Raw genomic sequence first — 17,941 nt, forward strand, 5'->3', positions numbered from 1 at the left:
AATTAAAATGAAAACCCAATTCCAAAAGCAATTCTATCTTCATTAGAATTTCCTTGGAAATAAGAGATGTTCATGGTAAATAAATCAATACCGCTTAACCAAACAGATCCTCCATAACTTGTGTGCCAAGTTGTAGAATTAGGAGAATATGGAGACCAAACACGTCCATAATCAAATCCTCCAGTTACACCTATTTTCATCGGTATAATTCCTGTATTTATACGCCCGAAACGTAAACGCAAATCACTTGAATGGTAAAAGCTTTCCGTTCCTGTAAATCGTTGACGGTTGAATCCTCGTAAGCTGTTGTCACCTCCTAAGGTTGCTCCTTGGTAAAACTCAAATCGATTCCCAATGTTTATATGTGTGCCAATTTCTGAAGCAAAAACTAAAGAACGATTCTGTACTAAGTTTTGATAAAATGCTAAAGAACTTTTAATATATCCAAAGCGTCTGTCAAAATCATCAGATTTTGTTTTAGCACCAACAGAGGCTTCAAAATTCATTCCTTTCGTAGGAAAACTAGCGTTGTCTACTCGATTATGAGTAAAACTTAATTCTCCTCCTAAGAAATAGTTTGTATCGAAAATATTAATTGGTGATTGATTAAAGTTAGTAATATTTCTATTTGGAGTATTTTGAACTTCATATCCTTCAATAGATGCGGATAATTTTACAATACTACCTCCTCTAAGTCTTCTTAATAATGAAGGTGTAAAGCTTAATTCACTTCTTTTTACTCTATATTTATTTAGGTCATCGTTAGCATCACCAGTAGGCATTAAAAAAGAAGAATCATTACCCCATCCAAAGAAGTTAATAGAATAATTGTTGCTGGTAGCTTTTGCTTTTAATTGTAAACTCCAGTTGCCTATAAACTCAGTAAATTCACCATTATATTCAATATCATATCCATTTATTGCAGAATAATAATTTGCAGAAATAATATGCTGACTTCCAAACGGGCGTTTTTTAAACCCTTGTTTCGTGTAAGTCAATGTAGCTCCAAAGAAGAACCCATCATCTGGATTGCTTCCTAAGCTAGGAAAAATAACTGTAGTATTGTTATTTATATCACGATGATCATAGGTGTTTTTTAAATAATTATCAGAACGTAAATCAGCAGTTTCAGAACTTGGATTTACCGTGTTTTTCTTTGATTTATAATCATAAATTTTTGTTTTCTTACTCCAACCAGCAACTTTAGATTCGTCTGTATAAACATCATGATCTTGTCCTCCAATAATTCGTAATAAAATACCATCATTTACATCTCCAGAAATTAAAAATTCATCATCACCGTTTAAACCATATAATTGAATTTCTTTAGTTTCATTTGTTTTAAAAGTACGATTGTATATTTCGTTATCCTTTCTAAAAACACTAATGTTGGTTTCATCATCATTTATACGTTTGATAATAAACGTATCTTTTTTATCTGTTCCAACTACATAAACAATTTTTGCTTGCTTTTCGTAATAACGTTTCGCAATACCCTTTAACTTGTTTCTACGGGCTTTTATTTTAGCAATGGTTTCTTTACCATCAATATCATAAATTGCGGTTGGTAATTGTTTAATAGCATTTTCAATAACCTCATCAGTTAAGTTCTTTTGAATATAATCTGCTTGTTTATACCAATCATCTAAAGTTAATTTATTTAAGAATTCAGCATCAAAGAAACGTGGATAATTATTATACCATTTCATGTTTTTAATGTCATTCTCAAAAGTTTGCATATTTTTTACTAATGGAGCAAACTGTTGAAAAAGAGGAATCATAATTCCATCAAACTTAGAAAATGGTTGATCTCTGTCTCTAGGAATTGGGCGGTAAAAAGTTTTTCCATCATCAGTTTTAAAAGAAGCCCAACGCCACTGATCTTCGTGTCTGTCCCAATCGCCAATTACCATGTCAAATAAACGAGAACGTATTGTCCAATCTTGGTCTACTGAATGCTTTCCATTTTTTCTTATTTTTTCTAAAACATCAAAAGTGTTAACAATTTTCTTAGAATTACCAAAGTTGTCTAACTCACTTCTGTCTCCAGCAGGACGTTCTTCAAGAAGGTATAAACTACCACCAAAAATGTCATTATATTTTCCAAGAGCAGGTTGCTTTGGCATATAATATAATTTAGGGTTCGTGTGATAAATATTTACTGATTTAGCCATGTCTGGAATTACAAATGCTGCATATGGGTGCGACATGGTAAATATATCTTGAACTACATCTACTAAAAATGTGCCTTTTAAAACGCCACCCATAATACGACTTCCGTCTTTTACTATTGAGCGTAAAACATATTGTTTTCCTTCATAATTTTCTAATCGTAATGAGTTGGTTTGATTTCCTCCTCCACGTTGAATAGGTTTTAAACCTCCAAAAACTTTATCCAATTCCAAAACAGGGACGTTTACTTTTTCACCATACTTATCTCTATGTAAATCTCCCCACATAAATTTATGGAAACCACTTACATCGGTGCTTTCTTTGTTATAGATTGAAGTTTCTACAAGTTCTTTATGAGCATCATATTCAGGAAAGCTATTGAATTCTTGAGTTTTCTTAGGTTTTATAATTTCTTTACTAAATAATAATTTGTTTCCATCTTTTTCATTTGCTGAATAAAACTCAACAATCGCAGAACCATCGGTATAATAATTTAGTATTGCATATCCGTGATTACCGTAGGTAAATTGAGCGCCATATTTTGCTAAAGCTGCCGATTGTTTTGAGCCAGAACCACTAATTACTTGTTTGAATTTTCCGTAGTTAAGATTGTTCTCATTTACAGGATTATCTTCAATGTATTGTAAATTGTGTTCGTGTCCAGAAACAAAGACAATGTTTTGTCTAAAATCACCAGAAATAGCTTGTAATTGATTTACAAAGTCAGTATAGTTTTTGTTAAAAATATCTGTTTGAATTCCAACATGAGAACGCAATCCATTTTTTAAAGTACCTAAAATAGGGAATGGCTTCATATGGTCTTTAAAAGAATAACTTCCTCCATGTGGTCCATTGCTATACATTGGATGATGCATTGCTACAACTACATTTTTATATCGATTCTTTTTAAACAATCCCCAAACTTCATCAATAAATCGTTCACGAGTTTTTATGTCACAATTTTCATTAATAGTTGGATGTTTATCCCAATCGGCAATAAACCAACGACTGTCAATAATAATTAAAGTTATATCATCATTTATTTCTACTTTCTTAAATCCACAACCATTTTCTGGTAAAAAAGAATTTTTACCTAAAGCTTTTTCTACTATTTTCTCTTGACGCTTTAATCCTTTTATACCATTATACCAATCATGATTTCCTGGAATAAATATTGGTTTTCCTTTAAAACCTTTTACGGCATCAATTTGTGTTTGTATTCTATGCTCAGCCAAAGCTCGTTCTGCACTTTCTTTTTTAGGAACACCATAAGGGTATACGTTATCTCCTAAAAATAAAGCAGTAGCATTTTTTTCAGATTTATTTAATGCTTTTTGAAAATAGGTAAGCGATGGTATTGTTTTACCCATTTTAGCATTACCAGCATCTCCAATTAGATAAAAAGAATGTGCTATTTTTTTATTGGTAGTAATTGTTTTTGAAGCAGTCTTATTGGCATATTTTGCATTGTAAGAAGCACAGCCAGTCAATACTATAATTGCTATAAAATATAAAAACGATTTTACTGAATTCATGGTTCGTTGTTTTGTAGTGTAAATTTACCTCTTTTTTACCACTACAGCTATAAAGTGATAAAATATATGGTTAATATATAAAGGGAATTTAAGAGTATTTTACTTTAAAAGCTTACGAGTCTGTTAATTTTTTATAATCTTTAATTGTATCAATATCAATTAAATTAGTAGAGGGCATTTTAATAATTTTTGAAGTATTTTTTTGTAAAAATATTTTGGCACCATTATCACCTTCTAACATTTTTAAATCATTAAAATATTTTTTAGGGAAAATTACAGGAACACCTGCTTTTTCATTATAATTTGAAGCTACAATTTTTTCTGGATTTTCCTGAGCAATCTTCATTAGTTGATCAAGATAAGGAGAAGAAATATTAGGTTGGTCAGCTAACATTATTAATGCACTATCGTATTTTTTTTCTATGTGCAGTATGCCAGCAATAATACTTGAACTTAAGCCATTTTTATAATTTGTATTTGTAATAAAATGTACTCCATTTGCCTGTATACTTTTTTCTACAACATTTTTATTTGCCCCTAGAATGCAAAAAATATCATTAGCCTTAGATTGTTCAGCTATTTTTAGAGACCAACCTAAAAGAGTGGTGTTTTTAAAAGGAAGTATTTGTTTTATAGTTCCCATTCTTGATGAACTACCAGCTGCTAATATGAGAATTGCAGTTTTTTGCATAGAATTAATTGTGAATTCTTCCTGTTATTTTTTTTAAAGAGAAAACTTCTTTTTTACGTACTACCGATAATATCTCTGCTAAAATAGATAAAGCTATTTCTTCGGGAGTTTGCGCTCCAATATTTAATCCAGCTGGAGTGTGAATTTTTTCAAGGAAATTATCAGAAATATCTGGAGAAAAATCGAAGAGTTCATTAAATAATTTTTCACGCCGTTTAGCTGCACCTAAAATTCCAATATAAACAGGATTATGTTCTTTTAGTTTTATTAGCCAACGTAAATCGTACGTGAAATTATGATTCATAATTACTACAGCTGTATCTTTAGTAATGTTTTTTAATTGGATAACTTCTGGAGTTTGCGCTATAACAGATTTTGCTTCTGGAAAATCGGATACTTGTTTAGGATCTTTAATTGAAGTAACAACATGAACTTCCCAACCTAGTTGAACAGCTTGCTTACATAGTTTTACAGCATCGTGTTCTCCGCCAATAATTAATAAGCGAAATAAAGGCGATAAAGTTTGAGAAAAAACTTGTAAATCTTTAAAGTTAGCGGGTTCATTTCCTTCAAAAAAAGAAAACCTTTTATTGTTTTGAAATTTTATTGTAGAACTAAAGTTTCCATAAGCATCATCTTCTTTTTTATAAAAAGATTGAATATTAAAGGGTTTTCTATTTTGTAAACTGTTGGTGAAGACATTAATAAATTCTAAAGAAATTTTAATAGGCTCAAGTAAAATGTATAAAATACCTTCGCAGCCCAAACGATAGCGACCATCATAAGTTATTATTTTAGAAACTCCTGTTTCAAAAACTGTTTGCGCTCTTCGCTGTACTTCTTTTTCCACACATCCACCACTTACTGCACCAATCATTTTTCCATCAGATGATAGTAACATTCTAACACCGGGTTTTCTATAGGAAGACCCATCTAAATCAACAACAGTTGCTAAAACATTATAAATACCATTTTGTTGATTTAAAATAGTTTGTTGAATAATTTCTTTGAATTCGTATGTCATAAGCGTTCAATTTACAAAAAGTATTTTGATTCGTTATTCCAACAATTTAAATTAACTATTGTCGATTCGCCTATTTTTGGTAAAATATTTTAAGAACTACAACTTAACATGGAACATCCAACTTTATGACGTGCCCACTCTGGTCTTTTTGCAAACCATTTTTCATTTTCAGGTTGTTCAGAATAAGGATTTTTAAATAATAAATACAATTCGTTAATTAATTTATAATCCCCTTTATCAGCATCATCAATAGCTAATTGTGCCATATAGTTTCGAAAAACATATTTAGGATTTATTAAATCCATTTTTTGTTTTCTATCTGAATCAGCAAAGGTTTCTAATTCTAACCTTTTTAAATATCTATTAAACCAATCTCTCCAATGATTTTTAATTTCCTCTTGAACTTCACTGAGCGTGTAAAAAGAAATTTCAATTTTTTTGAAAGCAGTATCAAAACTATCTTTAGAAGAAACGTTTGATAAATTTCTAAAGAAAATAGTCATATCGGTTTCTGTTAATTGCAATGTTTCTTCTAATCGACCAATCAATTCTTTATCATTCTTATCTTCAGAAAACAATCCGATTTTAGATTTCATCATTTGAAGAGATTCTTCATTGTAAATGTTAGAATACGCATCTAGAATTTTTTGTAGAGGTTCTACTTCTTCAATAATTGGGTATAAAGCATTCGCTAATTTAAATAAATTCCACAATCCAATCTGAGATTGATTTCCATAACGATATCGTTTATGTTGATTGTCGGTAGTATTTGGAGTCCAACCTAAATCATAACCTTCTAACCAACCGTAAGGTCCATAATCTATGGTTAATCCAAGAGCAGACATGTTATCGGTGTTCATTACTCCGTGTACAAAACCAACACGTTGCCAATGCACAATCATTTCTATAGTACGATTACGAATTTCAGTTAAAAAATCAAGATATTTTTGTTTTCCGGTTGATGTTATCTCTGGATAAAAATGTTTAATGGTATAGTCTACTAATTCTTGAAGAATTAAATGTTGTTTACGTGCAGCAAGGATTTCAAAATTTCCGAAACGAATGAAACTTGGAGCCAAACGAGAAACAATTGCTCCTTTTTCGTGAGCAGGATTTCCGTTGTATAATACATCTCGTAAAACTTTATCACCAGATAAACTCAAAGATAAAGCTCTAGTGGTTGGAACTCCTAAATGAAACATGGCTTCACTACACAGATATTCTCTAATGGAAGAACGTAAAACAGCTAAACCATCTGCTGTTCTTGAATATGGCGTTTCACCAGCTCCTTTTAATTGTATAGCCCAACGTTGATTGTTATGTATAACTTCTGTTAAATTAATAGCACGACCATCTCCTAATTGACCAGCCCAATTACCAAATTGATGTCCACCATAGCACATAGCATAGGGATGCGAATCTTCTATAATTTCATTTCCTGTAAATATATTTAGGAATTTTTTAGATGTTGCATCTTCAGGAGTTAATCCAATTGCTTCTAGCATTTCTTGTGAAACGTGTAGTAACTGTGGATTTGCTGTTTTTTTAGGTTCAACAAAAGAAAAACATGCATCTAAAACTTGCCTGCGAGTGTTTTCTAAAATCTTATCAGCTGGTAATTCTTTATTAAAAGTATCGTGGTTATTTAATTTCATTATCTTGAATAAATGAATGGATAAAATTACTAATTTCTTCTGGTTTTTCTTCTTGAATAAAATGTTTTGCTTCTATTTGATGAATATTTTTTTCATCAATTGTTAAATCATGTGAAACTAAACTCTCTTGGGGTTTCCATTTTAAAAAATCATCATCTTTTCCCCAAATTACCATAGTAGGCATTTGTAGTTTTTTTAGAAGTTCTTTATAGTTTGGTAGGTTATGACAAGTTCTAGAGAAGAAATAATACATAGCTTTATTTTTACCTTCTAGTTAATGGTTTCTTATATCCTTCTATATCGATTTTTGAGAGCGTACTTTCTATAAGCCCCATTTTAAAAAGATTTTTGATAAGTATATTGTTGGTGATTTTAAAGGTATATAATGACATTACTATTTTAGTAAAAACATTTTTACCAAATCGCATAGGCGGTTTAAAACCTTCAGAATATATAATTGTATTTAAAATTACAAGTCTTTCTATTCTTTGAGGCTGAAGCTTGCAAAGCTCCCAAGTCCAGAGTCCACTTGCATCATGAAAAATATGTGTCCATTCTTTAATTTTTAAAAAATCCATTAACTCTAAAATTCGTTGAGCTTGCTTTTTTTCTATATATACATCATAATTTTTAGGTGAATCACTAGATCCAAAACCAAGCATATCTGGAGCAATAATCCTGTATCCTTTTTTAACTAATAAAGGAATCATTTTTCTGTATAACCAACCTGAAGTTGGAATTCCATGTAGTAGGAGTAAGGTTGGTCCAGATCCCTGATCTATATAGGCTATTTTTCCATCTTTCGAATTGAAAAACTGTTGAGACTCTCTAAAATTAGAATAGTTCATTTGTGTTATTTTTTATAACTAATATTACAAGTCTGGCAAATTAGAATATCTTCTTTTAAAGTAATTTTATCAAGTTTAGAAGCTACTTCATGTATAAAGCTATCATATGTTTTATGCTCTGGTGTAATATTATTTACTTTAATTTTTTTGTAAAAATCACCATCCCATTCTTGTTTTCCCCAACAGTTTGGGCAAATTCCATCTGGAGCTTTTATAGTTTCGTCTCCTTTTGATTTTGCTTTGAAATAATTTTTAAGATTTGTTATTATATTCATAATTATTTAATTTTCTATAATTGTTGTGTTAAAAATAACTTTACTAGCTAAAGTTTGGTGAACTGGACATTTAGAAGAAATTTCTTTTAATCTGTTTTTTTGCTTTTCATCTAAATTACCAACAAATTTTAGTTTTTTACTTATATGATCTAAGAAGGTTGGTTTTTCTATTTTAATATCCAAATCATCACTGTGTTTTCTGGAATGAGTTACATAAACAAAAACTTCTTGTAAATCCCATTTTTTACGTTCTGCATATAATTTTAAAGTCATAGCAGTACAGGCAATTAATCCAGCACTTAAATATTCGTATGGAGAAGGTCCAAAATCATCTCCTCCTATAGATGCAGGTTCGTCAGCAATTAGTGTATGATTTTTAGATTGAATCGTTGTTGTAAAATTATCTTCTATTAAATTAAGATGTCCGACCAATTGTTCTCCTTTGGTTTCTAACATTATATTTTCTTTTTGAGGAAAATAACGTGCCACCCAGGTACCAATTATATTACCAGCATAAATACTGTCTTTTGTGTCTGATAATAAGTGATCTGCGTTATCTAAGCTAATAAAACTTTTAGGATGATGCGCACTTAAATAGAGCTCTTGTGCGTTGTTAACTTCAACAATTGTATCTATAGGAGAATGTAAAATAAGTATAGGTTTACGTAGCGATTTTGTTACTTCTGATAAATTAACTTTATCAAAATCAGAAACAAATTCTTGATTAATTTTAAAAGGCCTTCCTCCAATATTTACCTCAACTTCATTTTCATTTTTTATATTCTCAATGCCATGAGAAAACAAATGTTTTACATGAGCTATGTTTGCTGGAGCTCCAATAGTAGCTACAGCTTTTATATTTTCTAATTTTGAAGATGCTACAATAGCAGCAGCTCCACCTAATGAATGTCCTATTAATAAACAAGGAGCATCAAAGTGCTTAGTTATATAATTATTTACAGCAATAAGATCGTCAACATTTGCAGAAAAATAACTTTCAGAAAAAGTACCTTCACTGCGCCCTAAACCAGTAAAATCAAAACGTATAACTCCAAAGCCATGTTGCGTTAATGAACGACTAATGTTTTTAACTGCTCCTAAGGTGCTACTACAAGTAAAACAATGTGCAAAAATTGCATAATAATTAGGTTTTTGATTTACTGGTAGCTCTAAATAAGCTTGTAGTTTATATCCTTTTTTATTTATGATATTTAGTTTTGTAATTCTCATAATGATGCAGTTAAATGATTTAGCTTGTTTGTATTAACATGTTTAGAGAAATTAGCTAATAATAACGTTAATTTCGGATTGATATATGTTTCACAAAAAGGCTTTTCTGGATCTGAATAATAATAGTTTTCAAACTTAGAATCTGAAAGTTTAAATTCAACAAAGCCTAATACTTGTGTAATTATTTTCTGTTTATAATCTTTTTGTAAACTAGTTATAATTTGTAGACTTTTTATTTTCTGCTTTTTTGAAAACACATAAATAGCCGATCTATATTTTCTTCGCATAGAATGTTGTGATGTGCTTTTATGAGTTAGTAAATGAATTTCTGTTAAAACTTCTAATGTTATTTCATTTGGATTAAAATGCACAATTATTGCTTCTGAAAAAGTATTATTCTCATTAGCAGAAGCAATAAAACCTTGCTCTACTTTACTTACACCAATTAATGATTGAAATACAGCTTCTGTACACCAATGACAACCTCCTCCAAATGCTATTTTAGTTTTTCTAACCATTTGTTTAACTCTTTATCTGTCGGATTTCTTAGTCTTTTCTTACCAATAGTAATTGTTGGAAAGTTTAGCTTTCTGTTTTCATATAAATTACGCAACTCTTCTGCAAATAATTCATTTTTTTCAACATCTAAAAACGCGTAACTTATGTTACGCGCTTTTAGATGATTTTGATAATATTGTGTCTTATGACAACGTTGTGCTCCGAATAATTTAATCATATCACTTCAGTTTATCTGCATGTAATTTTCTGAGTTTTGTCAGTTTAGGTGTAATAACAAAACTGCAATATCCTTGTGTTTGATTCTTTTTGTAATAATCTTGATGTTCTTTTCCTGCTTCATAGAAAACATCCAAAGGGCTTATTTCTGTTACTATAGGGTTTTCGTAAAATGGCGCAATCTCTTTTGAAATTATTTCTGCTATTTCCTTTTGCCTAGCATCATGATAGTAAATTACAGAACGATACTGAGTTCCTCTATCGGCTCCTTGTTGGTTTAAGGTTGTTGGGTCATGGGTTGTCATAAATATGACCAATATTTCTTCATAGGAAATAATGTGGGAATCAAACGTAACTTGTATAACCTCTGCATGGCCAGTTAAACCAGAACATATTTCTCGATATGTGGGGTGCCCTGGAGCATTTCCCCCTGAATAACCAGATATAACTTGTGTTACCCCTTTTACTTCTTGAAATACAGCTTCTGTACACCAAAAACAACCTCCACCAAAAGTAGCTACTTCTAAAACTTTATCTTTCATTTTTATCCTCCGCTTCTAATTGCATCGATTCTGAGTTTATACAATAACGTAATCCACTTGGTTCAGGGCCATCAGGAAAAATATGTCCTAAATGAGCATCACAAGTATTACATAAGACTTCTACTCGTACCATTCCATGAGTTGCGTCACGATGATATTGAATTGCATTTTCAGTAATTGGTTGTGTAAAACTAGGCCAGCCTGAACTTGAATTAAATTTAATTGTTGAATCGAATAAAGGGGTATTACAACATACACAGTTGTATTGGCCTTCTTCATAAGTAGAGCATAGTTCTCCTGAAAAAGGGCGCTCAGTACCTTTTAGGCGTGTAATTCTAAATTGTTCAGGAGTTAATAATTGTTGCCATTCTGCTTCAGTTTTTTCAATTCTTTTATTAGGAATTGGATTTCCGTTTAAAGCAAAATGAATAATGTTTTTCCAAGTTAGCATATTATAGTCCTTTCTTTTGTTTGTTATTAAAAATATGAAAAATTTGGACAAAAAATATAGTACACAATCAATTATAATCTTGATTTTGTACTATGCTTTAAGGTATTTAACATTAATGTAGTCGTACTAAACCTAATAAACTTACGTTTAACAATAGTTAAATATTATTTTTAATTTAGCAAAAACCTTTTTGATGGAAAATTTATTAATTGAAGCTGAGAATTTTGTAGTTAACTTTTTGAATGAGAAGTTGAAGCCTTCATTTGTATATCATAATCTATTTCATACGCAACGTGTAGTAGAGAAGACGAAAGAATTAATTGAAGGACTAAAAATTGAAGAAGCTTCTGCGAGTAATTTAATTTTAGCAGCATGGTTTCACGATACTGGTTATACTAAATCTATAGAAACACATGAAGAAGAAAGTGTAAAAATAGCAGAGAGTTTTCTTAAGGAACAGAATATTTCTGAGATTATCATAGCTGAGGTATCTAGCTTAATAATGGCTACTAAAATGGGAGTTAAACCAGAGACAGTGTCAGAGAAGATAATTCGTGATGCTGACTGTGCTCATTTAGGAAGTAAAAGTTTTAGTGATTATACCTCTTTACTAAGAAAAGAATGGGAATTAACTAAAGACTATGTTGTTTCTGATATTCAATGGAATGAAGATAACATTAAGTTTTTAACTAGTCATCGTTTTTATACTGACTTTGCTGCTAAGAAATGGAGTAAGGTAGAAAGTAAAAATCTTGCACAATTATTAAAAACTCAGAAAAAAACAGAACAAGAAAGTACAAAATTAAAACAGAAAAAAGACGAATTAGATTTTAAAAAGAATAAAGTTGAATTACCTGAAAGAGGTATTGAAACAATGTTTCGTGTTGCATTAAGAAATCATATAACTTTAAGTGATATTGCCGATACAAAGGCTAATATCTTGTTATCTGTAAATGCTATTATTATTTCTATGGCATTATCTACTTTAATACCAAAATTAGATAACCCATCAAATCATTATTTAATAATTCCATCATTAGTATTTATTGCATTTACAGTAGCCTCTATTATTTTATCAGTAATGGCAACAAGACCTAATGTAACTGAAGGGAAATTTACAAAGGAAGATGTAGCTAATAAAAAAGTAAACTTATTATTCTTTGGTAATTTTCATCAAATGAAATTACCAGATTTTGAATGGGCTATGGATGAAATGATGAAAGATCGTGATTATTTATATGGTTCACTTACTAAAGATTTGTATTTTTTAGGATTAGTTTTAAATAGAAAATATAAATTATTGAGAACTACTTATACTGTATTTATGATTGGTATTATAGTAAGTGTAGTTGCATTTGCGATAGCGTTTCAAATACAGGAAGGAGCAAAGTTATAAGTTATTTTATTAATGGATGAGTTGTTTATGATTTAAACTCATCCATTAATTGATCTATTGTAATTGTTTTTTTACTATCAAAATCTTTTTGATAAATTACTTCAACACGTAAAGCTTTTAAGCCAGAAACCCCCTGTAGGTCTTCGAGTTCTAGTTTTTCAATTACTCCTAATTGATTTTTCGATTGTAAATATTTAATGTATTTTAAATATTCATCTGCATCTTTATCTTGAGAATATACAATAGCTATTTTACTTGGTACGGTTAAACGTTTATTTGTGTTTTTTATATGAGCTTTGTCTATGCGTTTTTTTATTATTTCGTAACGAATATTGTAGGCACCATCTACATCAAATTGCTTTTCATCCATTCTAAATTTAATTGCTAATGGATTACTATGAACTAAAATTAATGAGGCTACTTGTAAGTCATGTTCCATAGATTTACGTGCAGTATGTGCCACGTTTTCCATCTCGCACATTATTTGTAACTGCCACAATCTTAGGTTGTATAAATATAAATCGTCATATTTTTTTATTCTTGTTAAAGACTGACCTATGTACATATTATATTCAACTCCGTCCGTTTTATAACGTTCGAAATAATGTGGAAACATTATTTGTGCTTCTTCTTGCTTTGAGTCTATGAACTTTGCTAATTTATCATTCAATAAAGTAACACTGTGTTCATAAGCTTTACGTTTCTCATATACTACCTGTAAATTAGGATCCAAACGATCCATATATTTATTTACTAAAGAATGTAATTCGCTATTTATTTCTTTAATATGATTAAAAACAGGGTAGATGTCACGCTTTAAAAAATCTAAAATCCCAATTTCATCACCAGCTTTTAAACCAGCATGTACTTCACGGGAATATTCTTTAATACGGAACATTAACTCGTTGTAAATTGGTAGTTTTTCAGATTTACAAGCTTCTTTTAATACTGAAATACCTAAAGTAAGTTGTGTTGTTAAATCTTCTTTTATAGCATTGTTTCTTGCAATAGAAGATCCTTTAATATCAGACTGACCGTATAAAGGGTGTACATTTTCAAAAACAATTTGTTCTAATTTAACATTTTCTTTTTTATTAAAAATGTCTGTCTGATATTTTTCAGCAGCCTCATAAAATCGCCATTTTACAGCTGGGTGAATAGAGGTATAATGTTCTTGAATAGTTGCTTCTAAAATATTTTGATATTCATCTGCAGAACGCTCTATTGCGGCTTCAAAAACAGGAATTAAATCTTTTAGTTTTTGTTGATTTACAGAATTTAACTCGTAAGCTCTTGGAGATGCTATTTCTATTACAGCAAGATCATTATTATTTGATGCTTTTATAGGAATTAATAAAATACTACCAATGTTTTTTTCTTTCATCCTTTTGTAAAAAGAATTTTGATTTGATAATACTCCATATCTTTCTACGTCAGAAATAGCAACATTTTCTAATTTATTAAAAACTTTTTCAATAATATAATCACAGAAGAATGTACTACATTCAATTGCGCATTCATCGTTTAAAATAATGCTTTCAGATTTTTTTATACGTGTAGCTTCTAAGGTTGAATTAGACGTGTCGAAAAGAGAGAAACCAGTTGTTAAATCTTTAATGTTAAAAAACTCGCGTAAGTCTTTTTGAAGTTTTTCATTAATATTATCATCCTGCTTTTCTAATAATGTATTTCTAATAGAAGAAATGGTTTCATCGGTTGTTACGTCAAATAAGTTCATTAAACCAAATCCTTTAAAAATATATGAGTTGGGAGGGAATTTTTCTTTCCAAACATCTGGATTGTCAAAATTATCTAGCAATATTTTAATGTCCTCTTCAGTAAGTTTTGGAGCTTCTTTTGTTGGATGTATTTCCATAAAATCTCCATTGAAAGCAACACGATAATGTTTTGTGATACCTAAATTTTTGTCAGGAATATCAAAGAAAAAAGGTCTTTTTAAATCTACAGGGTTGTTATATACTAAGCCTAATATTAAAGTACAAGCCATTATATAAAGCGTGTCTTCTTCAAAATTTCGAATTCTTAATTCGTAATCGTCACCTGCATTTTTTATAATGCTTTCAAATCGTTCAGTAAATTTAAAAGAGGTGAAAGTAAATGGCATTGTTGCAGCTTTTATTTCATTATTGCTTAGCAACATAGGAAACAAGCCTTCTAGTAAAAGATCTATAATGTCTTCATGCTTTTTTAATAAAGAAAAATCAGAAAAACCAGTAATAAGTTCTGGGTATTTTTGAATTTCTTTTACCATGATATTTGCAGACGCATGAAAAGGATGATTCTTTTGCTCATCACTTGCATAACAACTAAGCATTTGATAGATTTTTTCAAAGCTAACATTAAGTTGCAATGGTAATTCTATGTTTTGTAAGTTTTTAGGCTGTCTGATTTCCATAAATTTCTTTTCTTTCTATTTGCAAATTTACAAAATTGTATGCAGTTTGTCGTTTTTAGGTTGTTTTGCTTTCGTTAAAGTGTTTAAAATAAAAAAGCCATTATTTAAATAATGGCTTTTTTATGAAAGTTATCTGTGATTAAAAATGAAAATTATAATCTCTAACTTTTCCTTTTTTACCTAAACTATTAAATTTCCAACTAAACCCTAGCATAAAATATTGTTGTAATACAGTACTTTGAGAATCTTCTACATAATTAGAAGAAGCTCTACGTTGTGCATTTGTATTTTGATTTAATAAATCATATGCTTTTAAACTAATAATACCTTTATCTTTTAGAATAGAATAAGCAATGGTTGAATTCCAAAACCATGCAGCTTTATTAAAACCAATTACGTTTGGATTGTATGTGTATTTTACATCGTTTCTCCATTCTAATTTTTTAGGGAAATTAGTTTTTGTTCTTATACGTAAAGAATGTCTTGTGAAGTCTTGATTTTGACTTGTATTTATATCATACTTTGTTTTTGAAAATGAAATATCATATCGAGTTTCTATTGAAATCATTTTATTCCAATCTAAAGTAATTCCAATATTTGGTCTTAGAGCAGTTGTTCTTGCACCTTCTTTTATGTTATTTAAGATGTTGAAATTTTTATAAATACTTATATTAGAACCAGCTCTAAGTTTTATACTGGTAATAGAGTCTAATTTTACTTTTTTATTATAGCTACCACCACCCCATACATCATATCCACCATCAGTATTTTCATAAGTAGTATTTCTACGTAAGTTAGAATCAATAGTTGTATTGGAAACAATTTGATTATTGTACATACTTCCACTAACATAAAACCAAAGACCAGTACCTGCTTGCCAATTGTATTTGTTAAAGTTAACATACATTCTATGGTTTTGGGTTGGTTTTAATTCGGGATTTCCTGTAATTATATTTGATGGATTATTTACGTTTGAAAAAGGTTGTATTTGATTAATATTAGGAACTCTATTATTTATACGATAATTAAAAGAAATCGAAGCTTTTGAATCAAATCTATATCTGAAATTAGATCTTAAAGCTAAGTTGTTATATTCTTTTTTTAGACTTAAGTTAGGACGAAGTTTGTCTTTGTTTTCTAAAGTTCTATTTACAAGTCCTGTTTCTACATTAAACCGCCATTTTTTCGTTTTATAAATCAATTCCATCGCTGGTGTTTTAACAATGTCGTTGTAAGTAAAGTCGGAACTTAAATCTTGGTTAAAATTTGAATATTGCTGACTAGTATTATCAAAATCATAAGTGCCCTCTTTATTATCTCTTTCATCTTGCCTATAGGTATATTTAGTATCTAAAAAGATTTTTTTTGCAACTAAAGGTAATCGATAAGTTATTTTAGTATTTAAGCTGTTTAAGTTGTTCGCTATAGTGTTTTCTTGATCTCTATTCTCTATACTAGGAGTAGTTCCTAAAACATTTATTGTCGATTTATTAATCTCTTTAGTGTCAGATTTGTCTATTTGATTAATAATGTAAGCTTTAATAAATGAACCATTTTTACCAATCTTCTTAGTAATGTCTATCTTATTTCTAAAATTATTTGCTGTAGATTTAGAATATGAATTACTAGTATAGCTATTTGTTAAAACCCTATTTTCATCAAGAGATTTTTCTTGTGTATTATAACTTCCTTCTCTTTTGTTATAAACAAATGAAGGTTTGATATTAATCAAGAGAGTTGAATCTATTTCAATATCAAGTTCAGTATCTATACTGTGATTATGATTTTCATCATCAGAGTTTGAAGTTGATGTTGAAAAATATTTTCTGTCTGGTAATGTGTATTCTCTATTGCTTTTTGATTCATTATTAGAAGTACTTCCTGAATAAAAATAATTAGCATTTACATCAACTCCTTTTCCGTATTCATCAGCATAAGTAGCTCCAGCTGTTTTAGATTTTATAATTCCACTTCCTCCACCAAAGCTTCTTCCATTAATATTAAAGCTTCCATTGCCACTAATCCAAGTACTACCGCCACCACCAAACATTTTCTGAATTTCACCAAAACTAAAACCTGGTGAATTAATATTATTTGAACTAGCTAGAACACTAAATCTTTGGTTGTTATTAAAACGATTTATCATGGTTGCTCCTTCGTAGCGTTTATCTGAACCAGCTCCAGCGGATACTCTACCAAACCAACCTTTATTATTTTCTTTTTTTATGGTAAGATTAATTGTTTTGTTATCTGCATCACCTTTTTCTCCAGAAAATGCTTCAGATTTCGATTTTGTATCCGTAATCTGAACTTTTTCAATAATATCCTTCGTTAAGTTTTTTGTAGTTATACTAGGGTCATTTCCAAAGAAAGGTTTACCATTAACTAAGATTTTATTTACAGACTTTCCGTTTACCGTTATTTTTCCTTCTTCATCAACTTCAACTCCTGGTAATTTTTTTAATAAATCTTCAACAGTGGCATCTTTTTTTGTTTTAAAAGATTTTACATTGAACTCTACAGTATCCTTTTTAATTGTAATTGGTGCTCTAGATTTAATAACAACTTCATTTAATAAGTTGCTATTTTCCTTTATATTAATTAAACCTAGGTTGAAATCTGATTTTTTACCTAACGGAATAAGTTTAGTGTAGTTATCCATTCCTACATAAGAAATGAATAGTTTTAAGTCTTTATGGAAAGATTTTCCTTCTAACGAGAAGTTTCCTTTTTCATTAGAAATTGTATAAGAAACAACAGAGGAGTCTTTAACTCTTTCTAAATGAATTGTTGCAGCTTCTATTGGGCTTTTGTCTTTAAAAGAATTGATTTTTCCTGTAATCTTAAACTGATAAGATTGGGCAGACATATTTGTGATAAAAAACAAAACAAAAACAAAAAGTAGTTTTTTCATAGTATTTGTAGCAATATATTTGAATGGCGTACAAAGAAATGAAAAAACTACTTTTGA

Annotated in this window: 15 protein-coding genes; 1 reads left to right on the forward strand and 14 read right to left on the reverse strand. The window is 29.6% G+C overall.

Going from position 1 to position 17,941, the window contains the following annotated elements:
• Positions 1-2: 2 nt before the first annotated feature.
• The 12 genes from Q0881_RS11230 to msrB all read right to left on the reverse strand — a co-directional run bounded on the left by Q0881_RS11230 (position 3) and on the right by msrB (position 11,158).
• Positions 3-3,707, reverse strand: a complete 3,705-nt coding sequence (locus tag Q0881_RS11230; protein WP_299160207.1) for a metallophosphoesterase — start codon at positions 3,705-3,707, stop codon at positions 3-5.
• A 112-nt stretch (positions 3,708-3,819) separates the two neighbouring features.
• Positions 3,820-4,398, reverse strand: a complete 579-nt coding sequence (locus Q0881_RS11235; protein WP_299160210.1) for a nucleotidyltransferase family protein — start codon at positions 4,396-4,398, stop codon at positions 3,820-3,822.
• A 4-nt stretch (positions 4,399-4,402) separates the two neighbouring features.
• Entirely contained in the window at positions 4,403-5,422 is a 1,020-nt protein-coding gene (locus tag Q0881_RS11240) for an XdhC/CoxI family protein (RefSeq protein WP_299160212.1), read from the reverse strand.
• A gap of 89 nt (positions 5,423-5,511) precedes the next feature.
• Positions 5,512-7,077 carry a protein adenylyltransferase SelO gene (locus tag Q0881_RS11245; protein WP_299160215.1) on the reverse strand — a complete coding sequence of 522 codons (1,566 nt, stop codon included), beginning with the start codon at positions 7,075-7,077 and terminating at the stop codon, positions 5,512-5,514.
• Complete coding sequence (locus Q0881_RS11250) at positions 7,064-7,330, reverse strand: alpha/beta hydrolase (RefSeq protein ID WP_299160217.1); 267 nt, start codon at positions 7,328-7,330, stop codon at positions 7,064-7,066. Before Q0881_RS11250 ends, Q0881_RS11245 begins: the two co-directional genes overlap by 14 nt.
• Before the next feature lie 10 nt (positions 7,331-7,340).
• Positions 7,341-7,925 (reverse strand): alpha/beta fold hydrolase, encoded by a 585-nt coding sequence (locus Q0881_RS11255; RefSeq protein ID WP_299160219.1) that lies wholly within the window; start codon positions 7,923-7,925, stop codon positions 7,341-7,343.
• Positions 7,926-7,930: 5 nt separating this feature from the next.
• Positions 7,931-8,200, reverse strand: a complete 270-nt coding sequence (locus Q0881_RS11260; protein WP_299160221.1) for a hypothetical protein — start codon at positions 8,198-8,200, stop codon at positions 7,931-7,933.
• 6 nt (positions 8,201-8,206) lie between these two features.
• Positions 8,207-9,430 carry a bifunctional alpha/beta hydrolase/OsmC family protein gene (locus tag Q0881_RS11265; protein WP_299160223.1) on the reverse strand — a complete coding sequence of 408 codons (1,224 nt, stop codon included), beginning with the start codon at positions 9,428-9,430 and terminating at the stop codon, positions 8,207-8,209.
• Entirely contained in the window at positions 9,427-9,948 is a 522-nt protein-coding gene (locus Q0881_RS11270) for a peptide-methionine (S)-S-oxide reductase (protein ID WP_299160225.1), read from the reverse strand. The genes Q0881_RS11265 and Q0881_RS11270 overlap by 4 nt, the downstream gene beginning before the upstream one ends.
• Entirely contained in the window at positions 9,927-10,166 is a 240-nt protein-coding gene (locus Q0881_RS11275) for a glutaredoxin family protein (RefSeq protein ID WP_299160227.1), read from the reverse strand. The genes Q0881_RS11270 and Q0881_RS11275 overlap by 22 nt, the downstream gene beginning before the upstream one ends.
• Position 10,167: 1 nt before the next feature.
• On the reverse strand, positions 10,168-10,707 hold the full coding sequence (gene msrA, locus Q0881_RS11280; RefSeq protein WP_299160229.1) for a peptide-methionine (S)-S-oxide reductase MsrA: 540 nt from the start codon (positions 10,705-10,707) through the stop codon (positions 10,168-10,170).
• Positions 10,697-11,158: a peptide-methionine (R)-S-oxide reductase MsrB gene (msrB, locus tag Q0881_RS11285; protein ID WP_299160231.1), complete on the reverse strand. Its 462-nt coding sequence runs from the start codon at positions 11,156-11,158 to the stop codon at positions 10,697-10,699. The genes msrA and msrB overlap by 11 nt, the downstream gene beginning before the upstream one ends.
• 193 nt (positions 11,159-11,351) lie before the next feature.
• On the opposite strand from msrB, the gene Q0881_RS11290 reads away from it, so the two are divergent.
• Positions 11,352-12,554, forward strand: coding sequence for a Pycsar system effector family protein (locus Q0881_RS11290; RefSeq protein WP_299160233.1), 1,203 nt, complete (start codon positions 11,352-11,354; stop codon positions 12,552-12,554).
• A 25-nt stretch (positions 12,555-12,579) separates the two neighbouring features.
• Here the strand turns inward: Q0881_RS11290 and Q0881_RS11295 are convergent, their stop codons facing one another.
• Both Q0881_RS11295 and Q0881_RS11300 read right to left on the reverse strand, forming a co-directional pair.
• Positions 12,580-14,970, reverse strand: coding sequence for a GAF domain-containing protein (locus Q0881_RS11295; RefSeq protein WP_299160235.1), 2,391 nt, complete (start codon positions 14,968-14,970; stop codon positions 12,580-12,582).
• A gap of 139 nt (positions 14,971-15,109) precedes the next feature.
• The gene (locus tag Q0881_RS11300; RefSeq protein WP_299160237.1) at positions 15,110-17,839 is read right to left on the reverse strand and encodes an outer membrane beta-barrel protein; all 2,730 of its coding nucleotides are present in this window, start codon (positions 17,837-17,839) and stop codon (positions 15,110-15,112) included.
• Positions 17,840-17,941: the final 102 nt, after the last annotated feature.

It is taken from the genome of uncultured Tenacibaculum sp., from assembly GCF_947494125.1.
In the GTDB taxonomy this organism is placed as follows: domain Bacteria; phylum Bacteroidota; class Bacteroidia; order Flavobacteriales; family Flavobacteriaceae; genus Polaribacter.

Excerpts from the sequence above, each read along its gene's own strand:
- Q0881_RS11230 (WP_299160207.1), bottom strand. The coding sequence starts at position 3,707 with ATGAATTCAGTAAAATCGTTTTTATATTTTATAGCAATTATAGTATTG.
- Q0881_RS11235 (WP_299160210.1), bottom strand. The coding sequence starts at position 4,398 with ATGCAAAAAACTGCAATTCTCATATTAGCAGCTGGTAGTTCATCAAGA.
- Q0881_RS11240 (WP_299160212.1), bottom strand. The coding sequence starts at position 5,422 with ATGACATACGAATTCAAAGAAATTATTCAACAAACTATTTTAAATCAA.
- Q0881_RS11245 (WP_299160215.1), bottom strand. The coding sequence starts at position 7,077 with ATGAAATTAAATAACCACGATACTTTTAATAAAGAATTACCAGCTGAT.
- Q0881_RS11250 (WP_299160217.1), bottom strand. The coding sequence starts at position 7,330 with ATGTATTATTTCTTCTCTAGAACTTGTCATAACCTACCAAACTATAAA.
- Q0881_RS11255 (WP_299160219.1), bottom strand. The coding sequence starts at position 7,925 with ATGAACTATTCTAATTTTAGAGAGTCTCAACAGTTTTTCAATTCGAAA.
- Q0881_RS11260 (WP_299160221.1), bottom strand. The coding sequence starts at position 8,200 with ATGAATATAATAACAAATCTTAAAAATTATTTCAAAGCAAAATCAAAA.
- Q0881_RS11265 (WP_299160223.1), bottom strand. The coding sequence starts at position 9,430 with ATGAGAATTACAAAACTAAATATCATAAATAAAAAAGGATATAAACTA.
- Q0881_RS11270 (WP_299160225.1), bottom strand. The coding sequence starts at position 9,948 with ATGGTTAGAAAAACTAAAATAGCATTTGGAGGAGGTTGTCATTGGTGT.
- Q0881_RS11275 (WP_299160227.1), bottom strand. The coding sequence starts at position 10,166 with ATGATTAAATTATTCGGAGCACAACGTTGTCATAAGACACAATATTAT.
- msrA (WP_299160229.1), bottom strand. The coding sequence starts at position 10,707 with ATGAAAGATAAAGTTTTAGAAGTAGCTACTTTTGGTGGAGGTTGTTTT.
- msrB (WP_299160231.1), bottom strand. The coding sequence starts at position 11,158 with ATGCTAACTTGGAAAAACATTATTCATTTTGCTTTAAACGGAAATCCA.
- Q0881_RS11290 (WP_299160233.1), top strand. The coding sequence starts at position 11,352 with ATGGAAAATTTATTAATTGAAGCTGAGAATTTTGTAGTTAACTTTTTG.
- Q0881_RS11295 (WP_299160235.1), bottom strand. The coding sequence starts at position 14,970 with ATGGAAATCAGACAGCCTAAAAACTTACAAAACATAGAATTACCATTG.
- Q0881_RS11300 (WP_299160237.1), bottom strand. The coding sequence starts at position 17,839 with ATGTCTGCCCAATCTTATCAGTTTAAGATTACAGGAAAAATCAATTCT.